The organism is Granulicella aggregans, assembly GCF_014203275.1.
Taxonomy (GTDB): Bacteria; Acidobacteriota; Terriglobia; order Terriglobales; family Acidobacteriaceae; genus Edaphobacter.
In genome coordinates, this window is the sequence record NZ_JACHIP010000040.1 from 1 (window position 1) to 16,784 (window position 16,784).

Sequence of the window (16,784 nt, forward strand, 5' to 3'; positions counted from 1 at the left end):
GTAACGACTCGCCCGCTTTCCAACGCCGCCAAATCTCGGACTTCTGCTCCGCAGAAAGACCATGACGTCTCTCTTGTCTCATACACACCACCTCTAAGAAATGATCTAGATCAGATGGTGTTGCATCGACCGGTTGAGACCGCCCGATGTTTTGGGAAAGTTCGGCTCGCAGCCGTCGATAGGGCACCCGGACGGCAATCAAAGGCGAATCTCCAGATAACCCCGTTTTTGCGTGAATTAGGAGGGGATGCTTTCGCTCCAACGGCTCCCGCCCTTCTACTTCAGCCACTCATTATTTCTTTGCTCGTCGCGGACTCCGTAGCCCTGGGCGAAACAAGGGTGAGCCTTAGCAGCTAATGTTCTGATTGCTGCGGTACTTCATTCAGTCGCTACCCTACTGCAGAATGGTGAAGTTGACCGTGTTCGACATGGAGCTCGCATACTGTGCGCTACCGAGGTAGGTAACGGTCATTGTGTGCTGTCCCACCGTTGTGTTCGGCAAGCTGCCGTGGGAACTGTAGTTGCCGTTCGCATCAAGTGTGACAGTCGCCCAGTTCGCACCATCTTCCTGGAAGAGCACTTTTCCGCAAGCCGAGTTGCAGCTCACATGAACAGAGACACTTCCAGGGGCAGATGCCGGGAACGAGGCCGTATTGATCGTCGCGGTAGTGGTCGTTGCCGGAGGCAGGATGGTGAAGCTGACCGTGTTGGAGGTGGAGGCCGCATACTGAGCGTTCCCGAGGTAGGTAACGGTCATCGTATGCTGCCCGGGCGTTGCGTTCGGCAAGCTGCCATGGGAACTGTAGTTGCCGTTCGCATCGAGTGTGACAGTCGCCCAGTTCGCACCATCTTCTTGATAAAGCACTTTCCCGCAGGCCGAGTTGCAGCTCACATGAACAGAGACGCTTCCAGGAGAAGATTCAGGGAACGAGGTCGTATTGATGGTCGCGGTTGTGGTCGTCGCCACCGTAGGTACGTACAGGGTGAATCCGCTGGTTGCACTCTGAGCACCCGAAGTTCCACTGACCGTGATCGAGTACAGTCCGGGAACTACGTTGCTCGCCGCACTGAGCGTCACGGCGCTGGAGTATGTAGTTGGGTTGGGGGAGATCGACGCTGTCACCCCGCTTGGTAACCCCGTGAGGGCGAGTTGCACCGGGGCGGTGAGGCCATACGGAGCATTGATATACAGATAGTCTGTCGTAGAGCTGCCTTGGAAGAGACTTACCGCTGTGCCCCCAGTGATGCTGAAGGTGGGCGCATAGATACCCAGCTGCAACGTCGTTGTAGCAGTCTGTGTCCCTGACGTTCCTGTGATCGTCAGAGTGCTCTGGGCCAGGGCTGCTGTGCTCGATGCGGTGAGCGTCAGAAGACTTTGGCTCGTCGTCGGGTTCGCAGAAAAGGTTGCTGTCACGCCGGCGGGTAGCCCCGATACGCTCAACTGAACCTGGCCGGTGAACCCGTAAAGATTGTTGATCGTGATATAGCTTCCAGCCGATGTTCCCTGCCCGATATTCAAGGAATTCCCTGTGCTTCCCAGCTGGAACGTCGGTACGTAGACGCCGACAGTGAATGCCGTCGAAGCGCTTTGTGTCCCGGATACACCCTTGAGCGTCACGGTGTACTGCCCAAGGCTCGCCGCGCTTGATGCCGTCAGGGTGAGGACGCTTGTGCCCGTCGCCGGATTCGGAGAGATGGTTGCAGTCACGCCGCTAGGCAGACCGGATGCCGTGAGTTGAACAGCTCCCGTAAACCCATTCTGTCCGTTGATGTAAACATTGACTGTGCCGGATGTGCCTCGACCGATACTGGTCCCGCCATAGACGTTCAACGTGAAGGCGGGGCTGACAACCAGAACGGAAACAGGCACGGACACGACCAACGAACCGGATTTTCCGGTGACGGTAAAGCTGTACTGACCTGGCTGAACCGTGCTGGCTACAGCCAAGACAAGACTCGTCCCGCTCGTCGACGTCACGGGTGAGAAAGTACCAGTCACTCCTGCAGGGAGGCCCGAAACAGAATACTGGACGCTGCCTGCAAATCCGAACGCCGGATTCTCCGAGATGTATTGCTGCCCCGTCGTCCCCGCCCCGATCTGTATACCGCCGTACGTTGAAAGAGAGAAGGAGGGTGTGCCCACCGTAAAGTTCAGTTGTGTCGTCGCGCTTAAGGCACCTGAAGTACCCTTCACTGTGGCCGTGTACTGGCCAACCGACGTCGTGCTCGACGCAGTAAGACTCAAGATACTGCTATTCGTCGCCGGATTTGGCGAAAAAGCCGCCGTTACACCGCTCGGCAAGCCGGTGATGGAGAGGTTGACACTCCCCTCAAATCCGGTCTGGCTCTGCACGTATACATAGGTCGTAACGGTGTTGCCCTGCCCCACGAGTGGAGCATCGTAGTCCGCGACCGAAAAGCTCGGCGCCAGCACCGTGAGCACGACAGGTGCCGTTTTGACCTGCGAACCCGATGTGCCAACGACATTCAAGTTATATTGCCCCGGCTTCACGGCGGTCGTTGTATTCAGCGTCATATTTGTACTACTCGTCGAGGAGGACGGGGAGAACGACGCGGTCACGCCTGCCGGTAGTCCGGTCGCAGAAAACTGGACCGCTCCGCTAAAGCCATAGGTGGGAGATACAGAAATATATTCATTCGAGGAGCTTCCCGCGCTGACAGACACGCTGTAGGCGTACAGAGTGAAAGATGGTACTCCTGCATCGACCTGGACCTGCGAGGTCGCCGTCTGTCCTCCTCCAGTGCCTGTCACGGTAAAAAGGTACTGCCCGGCGACAAGCGTCTTCGCGGCAGCCACAGTCATGACCGTGCTCCCGGTTCCGGGATTCGGCGAGAAGCCAACCGTAATCCCGCTTGGCACGCCCGAAGCGGCGAATTGCACAGGTTGCGTAAATCCATTGTTCGTTGAGACATAAATGGTCCCGCTGTTGGATGATCCGATACCGACAGATATGCCTTGACCCCAGAGCGTGAAGGTTGGCGCCGCAATGGTAAGAGGCACAATGACCGTCGATGTTGCTGTCCCCGAGACGCCGCTGACTGTGATGTTGGACTCACCCGCGATTGCAGACGTCGCAGCCGTAAACGTGAGCGTGCTCTGAGTCGTTGCAGAGGCAGGGGAGAAGGTCGCAGTCACCCCGGCCGGCAGCCCGGACGCGCTAAGATGGACTGCGCCGCTGAAGCCGTACATCGATGAGATCCCGACAGAAATCGGGGTGCTCGACCCAGGAGCCAAAGTCGGCGCCTGATAGGTCGACAGGGTGAACTTTGGTGCATAGATCGAGAGGTTTAGTGGAATCGTCACGATTTGCGTGCCGTAAGTCCCGACGAGTGTTGCGTTGTATTGCCCCAGAGGAGCCGTAGTACTAGCCGTCAAAGTCAGCGTGCTGTTGCTGTTTGTGGGAGTCGGCAGGAAGGAGGCGCTGACCCCGCTGGGAAGTCCCGTAACCGAAAGCTGGACGCTTCCGGTAAATCCATTGAGAGGGTTAACTTGAACACTGGTCTGCGTCGACGCCCCTTGGCCCAATGAAAGTCCGCCGTAGCTGCTAAGTGTGAACGACGGCGCGGCAACCGTGATGTTCAGCAGACTGGATGCCGTCAGCTTGCCAGAAGTACCGGTAACGACCGCGTTGTACTGTCCAACGCTTGCGGACGCCGATGCCGTCAACGTAATGGTGGCGTTGGAAGTCGCTGGGTTCGGCGAGACCGTTGCAGTGACACCACTCGGTAGCCCAGAGACGGCGAGGGTGACGGCTCCAGAAAATCCGTTCTGTCCCTGGACATAGACCGAAACCGGTGACGATGTCCCCAGCCCCAACGATGTGCTTCCGATTCCAAGATTGAAGGACAGCGGAGACACTGTAAGCGGAAACTGGGTCGATGCGGTGACCGAGCCGGACGTTCCCGTGATCGTAACAACGCTGCCTGCCAGCGCCGCAGTGCTGCTGGCCGTCAAAGTTAAAGTGGAACCGGTCTGCGTTGCGGTCGGCGAAAACGACGCCGTAACCCCGGCCGGAAGACCGCTGGCCGACAGATTGACTGTCCCAGTGAAGCCGGAGACCGGTGTGATGTAAATCGAAGTAGTTGCGCTCTGCCCCTGGCCAATCGTGTAACTGTATGGCCCTGAGAGTGAAAATGACATTGGTTGGATCTGGATCTGAAAGTTTGTTGTCGTTGTCGTCTTTCCCAGAGTTCCCGTAATCGTAAGATTTGTATTACCCGTTGCTGCCGTGCTTGCTGCGATCAGCGTCAGCACGCTTGTGGTGCTCGTTGAAGTCGGAGAGAAGGTTGCGGTCACACCCGCGGGCAATCCGGAGATGCCAAGAACAACATCGCCCGTTGTAACCGGATTGGACCAAAGCACCGAGACAGTACTGGTAACCGTCGCTCCCGCTGCGAATTGTGCAAATCCATTACCCGCCTGGAGATAAAAGGTGCCCGGCGCGATCGTGAGTAAGAACGTGCTCGTTGCCTTCACCGATCCCGAAACACCCGTCACCGTCACCGTCGAAACCCCCATCGCAGCCGTGCCGCTGGCCGTCAGATTTAGCTGGGAATTCCCGGTTACGACGTCCGGAGCGAAAGAACCGGTCACCCCAGCCGGTAGCCCGCTCACCGAGAGGGTTGCGCTGCCCGTAAAACCAAACGTAGGGTTCACAGAGACGTAGCCGCTGGCCGTGCCTCCCGGAGTGATGGATACACCTCCAGTGCTAAGCGTGAAAGTCGGAACTCCAACCTGCAGCGGAAAAGATGTCGTCGCGGTCGTTGAACCCGAAGTGCCTGTGACGGTAACCGTACTCGTTCCTACCGTCGCCGTGCTGGTCGCCGTAAACATCAACGTGCTCGACCCTCCCGTGATCAGCGCAGGCGCAAAACTCGCCATAACTCCGCTAGGCAGACCAGAGACCGTCAAATGAGCAGTGCCGAGAAACCCATTCACTGGGCTCATGATGATGGTGATCGTCGCTGACGATCCCTGTCCCACTTGCGTCTGGCCGCCATAGTTTGAAAGAGTGAAGCTCGGCGCTCCCACCGTGAGTGCAAACGTGGTCGAAGCGGCCTTTGCGTTCGTCGACGTACCGTTAATAGTGACGGTATAGTTCCCGGGTTTAGCCGTACTGTCGGCGACCAGGTTCACGAATGCATAATCAGTCGTCGGGTTGGGGGAGATGGATGCGGTAACTCCGCTTGGAAGCCCCGCGAGAGAGAGCGTCACACCACCGGTCAGTCCAGACCCTGGATAGATCGACACTGATTCCTGGGCAGAGCTCCCCACACCTAAAGTGACCGATCCAGAGGCATACAAGGTGAAAGTCCCCAGGCCTACCGTCAACGGGATCGACGTGGTCGCAGTTTGCGTTCCCGAGCTTCCTGTGACTGTCAATGTGCCATTACCTAACGCCGTAGCCGTGCTTGCAGTCAACGTGATTGAAGCAGCGCCCGTCGTCGGATTAGGCGAGATCGCCGCAGTAATTCCGCTTGGAAGTCCCGCGACTGTAAGGTTTACGCTCCCCGTGAATCCATACAAAGCGTTCACGGAGAGAGGCATTGTCGTTGAGGTGCCCGGAGCGATGCTTACAGGTCCGTTGTTACTCAGAGTGAACGTCGGCACGAAGACCTCCAGCGTCATGCTCGCCGTCGCCTTCAGAGAACCGGACGTACCTGTTACCGTCACCGCGCTCGCGCCGATTGCTGCCGTGCTGCTCGCTGTCAGCGTCAGCGTGCTGTTCCCGGGAGTCGGATTCGGAGTCAGCGATGCCGTCACTCCGCTCGGCAGCCCGGCGATCGCAAGATTGACTGCACCCGTAAATCCATACATCGGATTCACATAGACAGGAACTGTCGTCGTCGTTCCTTTCCCAATCTGTACGGTGCCCAATTGCGTCAGCGTAAAGCTTGGAGCGACGACGTTGACCTTGAACGTCGTCGTCGCCGAAAGACTGCCGGACTGACCCGTCACCGTTACCGTGCTGGTTCCCAGAGGTGTCGTGCTGCTTGGGGTAAAAGTCAGATAAGAGGCCGACGTCGTCGGATTCGTCCCGAAGGTCGCAGACAAACCACTGGGCAGGCCCGCGACCGACAGAGTTACAGCTCCCTGAAAACCGTAGTAATTTTCCACGTAGATGGTATTGCTCGCCGAAGCCCCTGTTCCGAGCGTCACATCTCCATTGTTCGCGAGCTTGAATGTAGGCTTCAGCACCGTGATCGGAACGATCATTGTCGCCGTCAACTGCCCGGATTTACCCGTGATAGTGATGTTGCTTGTGGCCGCCACCGCAGCGCTGGTGGCTTGAAGCGTCAAGAGGGTCGTTCCACTCGTCGGGTTGGTCCCGAACGTCGCTGTGACCCCAGCAGGAAGACCAGAGGCCGTAAGGGCCACACTGCCTGTAAACCCAAACAGCGGTGTCACGATCACGCTCGCTGTAGTTGGGCTTCCGGCAAGGACCCCTAAAGTGTCCGGCGAGGCAGATAGAGAAAACGCGGGCGGGTGAACTGCAAGGGTAACGTGCGTCGTTTCGTTGATACTGCCGGAGGTTCCCGTGATGGTCAGCGTGGTCGTCGTGTTGGTAGCTGTGCTCGCCGCCGTCAGCGCCAAAACACTGCTTCCGGTCGTTGGATTGGTTCCCCAGGCTGCTATCACTCCGGTGGGCAATGCAGACGTCACAGCGAGCTGCACTTTGCCCGTAAATCCTCCAGCATCCACAATGCTGATCGAAGTCGACCCATTTCCTCCCGGATTCACCTGGACCGTAGAAGACGACGCCGAAAGCCAGAAGCCAAGAGTCTGCGGACCGGCGAGCTCGTTAATCAGATTCTGGCCTGTGGGGCTGCCCCATCCCGTCACCAGGTCATAGCCCGTCCCAGCATTGAACCAGATTGGCTGCCCTTCAGTGAGGTTATCGCCAGTGAGGATATCGTGAAAGTCGTTTGCGTATCGCGTCCCGCTGCCAATCGCATAGAGCGCGGGATTCAAAAAGCCGATGCCGCCTACTGGCGAGGTCCCCATCTCCGCAGCCTGCTGATTGATCAGAGCCGTGAACGCAGCCCAGCGTGGTGCGGCGAAACTCGTACCGGCGTTGTCTCCAGCGCAGATGCCCTCTTCGCAGTTGTAATTGTCGAAGTCCCCCTCCATCGAGACATCCGGAGCATTCCGGAATGACGTCGAGCCCCCATTCGCTGCCGTTACTGCGCCCGTCTGCCAGCTTGGAATCGCAATACCGTCGGGGCTGATACCCCCGCCGCTGCCATACGGAGGTCCGTTCCAGGACGTCTCTGCCTGCCATGGCCCGCCCGCACCCACTGTCGTCAGATGGGTTCCGCCTACCGTCGTCACATACGCGTCTTCCGCCGGATAGACCCATGGCGCAATCTCGGTGTCCCACGCGCCATAGTCACCCGAAGCCACAAAGAAGCTTTGTCCCTGGGCCGCAAACTCCTTGAAGAAGACGTCATCGGTGCCGGGATCATCCGGATACCAGCCCCACGAGCAACTCAGGGACTTCGCGATGTTCTCCGATGCCATCGAGTTGAGAATATCGGCATCGTCTGTGCCGATATACACCCGGACCTGGCTTAGCCCCGGAGCCATTCCAATCGCCTGCACGATGTCCAGTACCTGCTCTCCGTCACTTCCATTCGAGAGACCGGTCGCACCATCCAGCAGCACATTGTTGATAGGGACAGCGTAGCTTGTCCCTACGCTGCTGAAGGTTTGCTTCACATCATTCAGGTCATAGCCGCCAAACTCCAGTAGGCCCACTGCCTGTCCCATGCCGGTTAACTGGGTACCGCCGTAGTACGCCGTACGCATATCGCCTGCCAGGTACGACCCGTTGGGCCCCGAGCCGGTTACGGCGGCGGCCATGCGACCATCTGCCGCTCGATGCATCATCGGTTTAGGCACGGAAAAATTGTTCAGTCCGCTGATATGGGCCACCGGAACACTCAGGGCAAGCGAAGGCTCACGGTCCGGAGAAAAGAAAACGCGGTTTTCCGTAGGGTGCTGGTACAAACTCATCCGCACATGAAGCGCAGTATTGATCGCCGCAACCGTACCTTTCAGCGGAATAACCATGCGATTCGCCGGCGTGCCGGTTACCTCGAGGCCATTGGCCTTAGCAAAAGTGAGTACCGTCGCGTAGTCCGCAGCCGTAGGAGCAAACCTTTCGGTAAAATCCGCTACGCTAAGAAATTGCCGGTAGTCGGCGCTCGATGGATCGTACAAACGCTGCAGCAATGCATCAAGGTCTGCTTCATTCCGCAGCGGCAGAACAATGGAGAAGCTCAACTTCCCTTCGTCCGGCATCGAGCCTGCCAACTGCGCCCGCCCCTGCGAGACCGCAGGACGCACATGACCACTGAGCCGCTGTACGGAGCTCTCTGCACGCGCCGCCAATACGACAAAAACCGTCAGAATCGCACACCCGATAAACCGCCTGCTCCGCCCGCCGCAAACGCACTGGAGGCAAGCACAAAGAAAAACCCAAAAAGGGTGCACACAACTCCGAAAGTCACCCAAGGCAATAGGCTCCAGTGGTACTAGTTTTATGGGGGAAGGACGCGGATTGAGATTACTCGCAGGTTACCAGTTACATCGAGCTGCTTATTCTCTGATCTATTGCGAAATAGGCTCAATCTTTGCAAGCAAAGACTAACACATGCATTTCCTGTCTACGTGAAGGTCCCTTGCACCCAGACGACGGCTTCGTGTGGACAATGACGAGAACACAAAAAGGAACAGCAATCTGCGATCTAAGGACATAGTATGGACTGCTCTATTCGCTTTGCCCGCCAAGGGAAAACGCGCGTGCCAACACAGTAGGGCGAGCAAGACAGCCGCAGGCGCTCCGAACGAACCTGTTGCATCGTAGAGATCCTCGCCGAAGAGAATGATGTGCCGCAACAGTGAATTGTGCTTCGCGGGCATAAAAATGCCCACCAGAAGAATGCGGCAAGTCTCAACACAAGCACAGCGCTCTGCCTTGGGGTCGTATGCGCGTACATACATTACCCTGATTTGGCAGTCCGTCGGAATGCGATTGCCCAAAAGTCGGGGCGATCTCAACCGGTCGATGCAACACCATCTGATTTAGATCATTTTTAGAGGTGGTGTGTATGAGACACGGAAGACGGCATGGTCTTTCTGCGGAGCAGAAGGGCGAGATATGGCGGCGTTGGAAGGCGGGCGAGTCATTGCACGAGATTGGTCGTGCCTTCGACAAGGATCATGGCTCGATTCAGTTTCTGCTCTCGAAGCACGGCGGCATCGTTCCGGCCATTCGTCGTCGCTCGCATCGAACGCTGACGTCGGCCGAGCGTGAGGACACATCGCAACCCTAGTCGAACGGCACTCGCGCTTCACCATCCTTGTCAAAGTGCCAAGCAAAGATACGGCGACCGTCGTTGCCGCGCTCACTCGGCAGGTTCTAAAGCTGCCCGCATCTCTGCGGCGCTCGTTGACCTGGGATCGAGGTCTCGAGATGGCTAAACATAAGACCTTCACCGTGGCCACAAAGGTGAACGTCTACTTCTGTGATCCGCAGAGTCCCTGGCAGCGGGGCACCAACGAAAACACCAACGGTCTCCTAAGACAGTACTTCCCAAGGAAAACAGACTTATCCGGCTACTCTCAAGCCGATCTCAACAAGGTAGCCCTGCGCCTCAATCAACGCCCGCGCAAGACGTTGGATTTTGAAACTCAGGCTAGTACTCCATGACAGTGTTGCATCGACCGGTTGAGATCGCCCGGGATTTTAGGAACTTCGCCGCGCTGTACGCTAATTGGCGACACTGTCTCCCGTTCACTGACTTCCCAAGATGTTCGGTCGCAGCGTATGTCGACGGATATTTGGTGACGTGGATGGGGCATGATACGGCTCATCCCAGAGACTGTGTTTCCGGAGATGGTTTACCCCAACGGGTCGACGCGTCGCTATAGGGGAAAGTAGACTAGACGCGCTGGGAGGGGTGGAACATGCGGGGATTCGTTGCGTTGATTGCGGTTGGATGCTCGCTGCTTTCGGTTGCGCAGGAGCCGCGGCCCAGGTTCGATGCGTTTGAAGTGGCGACGGTGAAGCCGGTGGACGTGGACGCGAAGGCGGGGCGGATGTTCCGGATGGATGGGACGCATCGGTGGGTGGCTACGAACTTCACCTTGTCGGCCTTGATCGCGCTGGGCTACGACATGAATCCGAGAACAATTTCGGGAGCGCCAGGATGGATGGGCTCGCAGCACTTTACGATCGAGGCGGTGACGCCAGGGGACGTCCCGCCGACGCGGCTGGAGCAGATGCAGATGCTTCGTGCACTGCTGGTGGAGCGATTTGGGTTGAAGTTCCATCGCCAGGACAAGGAGATGTCGATCTACACGCTGAGCCTGACAAAGGGCGGACCGAGGTTGAAGGCCGCTGCGAAGCCGGACGATCCGCCTAAGATTATTGGGGTGGTGTATCCCGACAGAGTCGAAGTACCGGCGCGGAGCGTCACCATGGATGACTTTGTCGCGATGCTGCAGCGCGCGACGTTGGACAAGCCCACCCTGAACCGGACAGCCCTGCCTGGGAAGTACGACTTCGACCTGAAGTTCGCCCAGGATGAGACAGAATATGGGGGTGAATTGCCCAAAGCTCCGGATGATGCTCCGAATCCGCCGCTGTTTACAGCGATCCAGCAGCAGTTGGGTCTGAAGCTGGAGGCGACGCGCGGCACAGTCTCGACGATGGTCGTCGATGCCGCGTTGAAGCCGCAAGCGGATTAGGAATTGCGCAAGCGGGTTGAGAGCTCGACTACCGCTCATGGAAAACGGGTTATGGCCAACTTGGCCCGATCCGGGGCCAACCGTGTTCTCTACCAAAGCTCGGCTTGGCGGAATGAGAAGACGACTGGATCGAACTGAGTAGTAATCTGTATTCGATTGCGGTGCTGTGGTGGGGAGCAAGGCATGAAGCTTTCGTTGATCGGGGATGTGCTTCGCGCGGGCGCTCTCGTGACTGCGTTTGGATTAGGGCTCGCTGTGGCGCCAGCGCAAACCGACGTAGTACCACTGTGGCAGAAGGCTGCGGGCGGACATTCAGACTTCGATGTAGCGTCGGTGCGGCTAGACAAAGGGGAGTTTCGCCCACCGACCTTCGCCCTATCTGCGGATGATTGGTTTAGAGAGCCGAATGGACGGTTCTTCGCAGACTTCACGATCGAGACTTACTTAGAATTCGCGTACAAGCTATGGCTCACTGACGAGGAGAGGCACGCGATGCTCGCGGCGCTCCCGGGCTGGGTGAATAGTGATCGTTTCGCGATCGAGGCAACCGCTCCACTGCACGCAACCAAAGACCAATACCGTTTGATGATGCAGGCGCTCTTGGCGGAACGGTTCGGAGTAAAGCTTCACGTCGAACAACGAGAGATGCCAGTGCTTGCGATGACGCTTATCAAGCCAGGAAAGACTGGCCCTAAGCTGATTCCACACGATAAGGGCGTGGCATGCGAAGCCGCAGCTTCGCCGGAGGTCTATCCACCGTTCTGCTATGGATTTTCGGCCAGGCCGAAAGGAAAGGGCACTGAGTTCGGTTCGCGCAATTCGCCGATGGATCTCATCGGAAAGTTTCTCGGGAGCGTAGCCGGTGGAGCGGGAGAGATTTCGAGGCCGGTAGTGGACCAGACCGGATTGATTGGGCGCTGGGACTACACGTTGGAGGTCGCACAACCGTTCGGACAAGGGCTTTCGGACGCCAACGCAGAGAACCAGGGCCCTACGGTGATCGAGAGTATGCAGGAGCAGTTGGGCATCAGGTTGAAGTCATCGAGGGCGCTCATTCCAGTTCTGATTGTGGATCAGGTTAAGAGACCGACAGAAAATTAGCAGCGATCCGGTTGCGGTAACCGACAGTGGCTCGCTCGCCGGTCGAGCGAGAACTATCGGTGTGGGCAGTAGATCCGAATCTCTCCGAAAACGAGGTTCCGGGAAACAGGCTGCGATACCTCGACTGTGCCGTAGCGCCCATGTGGAGGGCATTCAGACGAGCTGCCTCCAGCCGCCCGAGCGAAAATGCAATGCCTGTCGTTCTCATAAACGCACCGTCTCGACGGCCGGAGAATTTGAGATTGCCGATAACGTGATTTGAGTGGACATTTGCAATCGATGGCCGCGTTGAGTCCACGCGAAATCATAGGTTAGTGCGCCGGGATTGTAAGCTTCAATGTCCCGAACTCTCCAGTCGAACGATCTCGAATACCAAAAACCAACACGGTTGCGCCCGGTTTGAGCGCGATGCTCTGCCTTGCAGCGATTGTCTCAGCGGAAGAGCTAGTCTGCTGTGCGAGATCCCTGCTATAAGAAAGCCGGATCAAGGACTTCTCAACCGCTTTGCCTCTGGTATCAAATTCCAGAATTGCACAATCCAAATCTGCTTGGAGCTTGCCATCTGTGCCTTGGGTAAATTGCACAGTCGACGGGTCGATCACATACTGGAACTCTGCAGACTCGTTTATTGAGAGGGATTTGACATTAAACAGCAGCGATGTTGCGGAAGGCACACTCGGACTTAGCGCGTCTCTGAACTCAGCCGCGGTTGGAGGCTGTTTCGCATGCGCATTGCGTGCGTAGTACCCTTGCCGATAAATCATCCGAACGCGTGGCCGCTCCACCGCGACCTCGAAACGGTGATAAGCGCCGTCCCAAGATTTGTCGTCCGGCGTATACGAAAGCGTGTAATAGCTCTGACTCTGCTGTACCCCCTGCAGTAGGCTCTTTGTAAGGTTGCCGCTGAAAGTTGCAACGCCGCCGGTCGCATGCGCAATCTCCAGCATCTCTGATCGCTGGCCGATCTTCAGGTCACTATCCTTGCTAAAGCATGTTCTGCACGCGCCTGTTGTGTCGGCGCTGGTTTCGCCCTCAATGTCGGCGACAGCTCCTCCGCGTACATCGAGCGGATAAATCGCAACGCGAGCAGCTTCAAGTTGCTGGTCGGTCTCGTCCTGCATGGGCAATTGCTGCCCCTTTGTGGATGCAGCAAGGCTGTTGTATATGGCGCTGCCCAGCGGTTTCGCTTCGATTGGAAATCCCGACGACAGCCAGAAGACGTTTTTTTTGCCGGCATAGGCTCCGAGCCACTTGGCGATGAAACCGAAGTCCTCCAATGTCATCTGCGCCCTCTGGGCTTGCCGTTCGACATCGATATTCGCCTTTTGTTGAAGGCTGTCCAGGTGCTCAGCGTCGATTGTTTCCGCGATCTCGCCTCGCTCAACGATGTTTGCAGGGCCGCCGACATCTAGAGGTCCGAGTCCTTTCTTTAAAGAGGACAGTAGTTCCGACTGCCCTGCCAGGAACGGGCTCAGCACCTTGATTCCATCTGCCATGGAGACCAGCGCCACCGGAGTGCCCGGCGGCATTAACTTGGCGAAAGCCTCTAACTGGTCCTGTAGGTGGCCGCGATCTTCTTTAGGGGTATTAATGAGATCCACTGCGATGACGTTCCACAACGTCCCATCGGGCGGTTTGTTGCTGGCCGCCATGTTGTCTACCAGAGTGGCAGACAAAGACTGCGGCGATCTCCGGCCTTCGACGGCGACATGTTCTTCAAAGTGAGCGACCTTCTGGAGACGACCGGCATCCTGCAGTTTAAAATCATCTGCTTTCAGGCCCGTAACCGGCAAGCCTCCGCTGTCCAGAATCGTGACGTCGAGGGTAACCAGGCGAGTTTGCGCTCGCAACGGGGCTTGAGGGATGTCAGAACTCGAGATCGCTGAGCCTGTAGTGGATTGTGGAGGTCCGGCATAGTAGGCAGTATTGGTTCGAACGGTTATCCCTGGGCGGCTAATAACCCTCATTTCAAGTGCCCGATACTGACCGAGAGGTTCTCCTGCTGCAGCATCAAAGGTGGCTTCGTAGTATCCATTGGCATCAGCAAGACAACGCCCGATTTGGCTCACCAGATCACCACTCTTGTAGAGTGCTAAGCCGCCTGAGTGAATGGCCAGTACTTGCACGCCCAGTTGCGGGGAGTCTGCCTGGGCAGGACTCGTGACACCCTTCAGATAGCTCTGAAACAAGAAGGCAGATTGTGGGTCGCCGTGTGAAAGATTGAGTGGTGCGACGCTGTAAAGAGTCATGTGAGCTCGCCTTACAGCGGTCGTGATATCCACTATGGAACCGTAATATCTGTTTTGGTTCTCTTTGCTTGGTGAGCCGCTTCTAGCGCCTGCGAGCAAAGGCCATCCCGGCCCCAGCCAGATCACCAGCTTTCGTCCTGGTTTTGTCACCTCGTAGGCACTGAGCATTTGCAGGGCGTGGAGAGAGCGTTGAGCTCGATCCATCGCGCCGCCTATACCTTGTTCGGAGCCTAATACCTTGTTTGGCGTCTGAAGCTTCTTGAAGTCGTTGGCGAGTCCCACGCCATCTGTCGACGCCTTAATTACCTTAACCCCTGTGTCCGCCACAAACACGATCGATACAGGAAGCGGAAGATGCCCTGCGTCTCGCCTCAGAAAGGAGTCCACGCCATCCCGGATGAATCCTACATCTTCAAAGATAGAATTCATTGCATCGACTACCAGGACCGCTTCCACCGGCCGTGAGTCCGGTCCATTAATCTCGTGAAGAGAGGTCAGTGGGCGGGCTTCGCCTTGGTCAAGTAGGGTGAAATCGCCAGCGTTCAGTCCGCCGACCGGCTTTCCCGCTAAGTCGGTCGCTTGAATATCCAGCGTCACACGCCGATCTGCTTGTTGCTTCTTTGCTTCAGATTCAGGGGTTCGCCTGACCAGTTCCGGCGTTGTTTGAGCCCAGAGACCGGCGACTGCACACAAATCAATTGCAAGAGCCAGGAGCAGCGAACGCACAAGAGGCCTCCTCGAAGACCTAAAAATCATACTCCGCAAAGAATAGTCCACGCGGCCTGTCACACGTGCTTTCTGAAACTCTGGCTTCAGTATTGATTGGCCACGCTTGTACTCTGAAACCAGCATTTCAACCGAGTACATCTTTGCGCTCGAAGACGGAGTTTTCGGAAGCTTCGACCCGCCTAAGAGGCCACAGCGGCGTGACTACCGAAAACCCCGACGTTCATGGAGCTAGGTAGAGCGCGGTCCCATCGACACCTTACTAAGCTGGGGCGCTGCGGTAGTATTCACAAGCAGAGATTGGGGCGGATGCCGCGAGGCTAAGGATTCGCTCACATCTTGAGGATTGTCGGAGTCCATCTTGAGCTTGTTGCCGCGTGCCACGGTTGCTGCCGCGATCCTCGGAGTGGGTTGCATTGGAGCGATTGCGCAGTCGCCATCAACAGCCTCGCCGCCACAATACGAGACTGCGGCTGTCCACCCCGCGCCCGAAAGTCCGCCGTTTATGGGTTGCGACCCACAGCCCGCACGCTTACGCTGCTTCTTGAATCTCCAAGCCTTGGTTTCACAGGCTTACTCCGTCCGGTACGAGTTCGTTGTGCAGGGTCCCAAATGGATTGTCGACAAGGTCTGGGCACTGGACGCAACGATTGATCCTGTAGACCTAGATCGGGTGAAGGCACTTACGCGGGAGCAACGGAGTGCGATGATTCAGGGCGTTCTAGCCGACCGCTTCGGACTGAAAGTCCATCAAGAAATGCGGGTCGAGCCTGTTTACGATTTGGTGATCGCCAACGGCGGTCATAAGCTCCAGCCTATGGCTGCGGCAAGCGACGCAGAAGCCACAGATCTGCCGAAAGGCTATCCGCGGATCGGCATCTTTACTATGTCTGGGGAGACAGCACGAGCTTTCGGAGAGACGATGGACGAGATCACCAAACAGATTTCGGGCGTTCTCGGTTCGGGACAGATCGACCGTCCCATCCTTAACAAGACCGGACTCGAAGGCAGATGGAACTTCACACTCAAGATCGCTCCGGACGGTGAGCAATCCCCATCACCGTTTACGGTGATTCAGGAGCAGCTGGGACTGAAGCTGATCCCAGCGAAGGAACCTGTTCCTGTGCTTGTGATCGATGAAGCCAACCTGCCAACTGCAAACTGAATTGCTGCTTCTTACGATGCACGCCTTTTTATGGCTGTTCTTTGAAAACGGGGTTTTCGGCAACTGCCGACCGGAGCCGCAAATCGGGACTCACTTTTTCCGGTAACCGACTTTCCGGGCGCCGCAAGTTGCCTGAAAGGGCTGACCCGCGCGGACTGACTATCATGGCCTATGTTCATCGGTATCTTTGGAGTCTTGATAGCTACGTGGATACTCATAACGCTGAGACGCAGCCGGAAACGGAAGGCAGCAATCAAAGAACTGGCTTCGGGAATCGATTTCAAATTCCTCGATACCACTCTTCCAAGAGATCTCGATGGATCGGGCAAAGTTTTAGCCCGCAGCTCTTCATTTTCCAACGTGATCGAGGGCGTACGCTACGGTGTCAGAGTGATTGCTTTCGATGGTAGCGTAGGAGCCGGTGGCTACTCCTGGGAGCGAACGTACATAGCGATTAGCAGCATTCCCTCTGTCCTGCCAGAATGGTGCCAGGGTCTCGAGGCGGAAAACTCAGGCGAATGGGCAATCCTCTTTCGGTCGCCCTCGTATTACTTCCGTAGCCTCATGCCGGTTTCGGAACTAGGCTTGTACCTGGAAAAGCTCTAACCATCGAGTCCTGTTCCCCAAAGCGCTTTTTCTGAAGATTCGGCAGCGAGGTTTCCGAAAACAACGGCGGTCTCAACCGGTCGATGCAACACCATCTGATTTAGATCATTTCTTGAGAGGTGGTGTGTATGAGACAAGAGAGACGTCATGGTCTTTCTGC

General features: G+C 56.9%; 6 protein-coding genes and 1 pseudogene. 5 read left to right on the forward strand and 2 right to left on the reverse strand.

The window, feature by feature from the left end:
• Nucleotides 1-394: 394 nt before the first annotated feature.
• On the reverse strand, nucleotides 395-8,416 hold the full coding sequence (locus HDF16_RS28940; RefSeq protein ID WP_221313382.1) for a protease pro-enzyme activation domain-containing protein: 8,022 nt from the start codon (nucleotides 8,414-8,416) through the stop codon (nucleotides 395-397).
• Nucleotides 8,417-9,135: 719 nt separating this feature from the next.
• On the opposite strand from HDF16_RS28940, the gene HDF16_RS31090 reads away from it, so the two are divergent.
• From HDF16_RS31090 to HDF16_RS28955, 4 genes and pseudogenes are all read left to right on the forward strand, one after another.
• A complete protein-coding gene (locus HDF16_RS31090) occupies nucleotides 9,136-9,360 on the forward strand; it encodes a helix-turn-helix domain-containing protein (protein WP_246410461.1) in 225 nt (74 codons plus the stop codon).
• A pseudogene (locus HDF16_RS28945) lies at nucleotides 9,345-9,759 on the forward strand (IS30 family transposase); the annotation flags it as partial. The gene HDF16_RS31090 and the pseudogene HDF16_RS28945, both read left to right, overlap by 16 nt.
• Nucleotides 9,760-9,994: 235 nt before the next feature.
• A complete protein-coding gene (locus tag HDF16_RS28950) occupies nucleotides 9,995-10,777 on the forward strand; it encodes a TIGR03435 family protein (RefSeq protein WP_184224264.1) in 783 nt (260 codons plus the stop codon).
• A gap of 183 nt (nucleotides 10,778-10,960) precedes the next feature.
• Nucleotides 10,961-11,878, forward strand: coding sequence for a TIGR03435 family protein (locus tag HDF16_RS28955; protein WP_184224266.1), 918 nt, complete (start codon nucleotides 10,961-10,963; stop codon nucleotides 11,876-11,878).
• A gap of 311 nt (nucleotides 11,879-12,189) precedes the next feature.
• Here the strand turns inward: HDF16_RS28955 and HDF16_RS28960 are convergent, their stop codons facing one another.
• Nucleotides 12,190-14,853: a VWA domain-containing protein gene (locus HDF16_RS28960; RefSeq protein WP_184224268.1), complete on the reverse strand. Its 2,664-nt coding sequence runs from the start codon at nucleotides 14,851-14,853 to the stop codon at nucleotides 12,190-12,192.
• Between the two features lie 361 nt (nucleotides 14,854-15,214).
• Between HDF16_RS28960 and HDF16_RS28965 the strand changes: the two genes are divergently transcribed.
• A complete protein-coding gene (locus HDF16_RS28965; protein WP_184224270.1) occupies nucleotides 15,215-16,018 on the forward strand; it encodes a TIGR03435 family protein in 804 nt (267 codons plus the stop codon).
• Nucleotides 16,019-16,784: the final 766 nt, after the last annotated feature.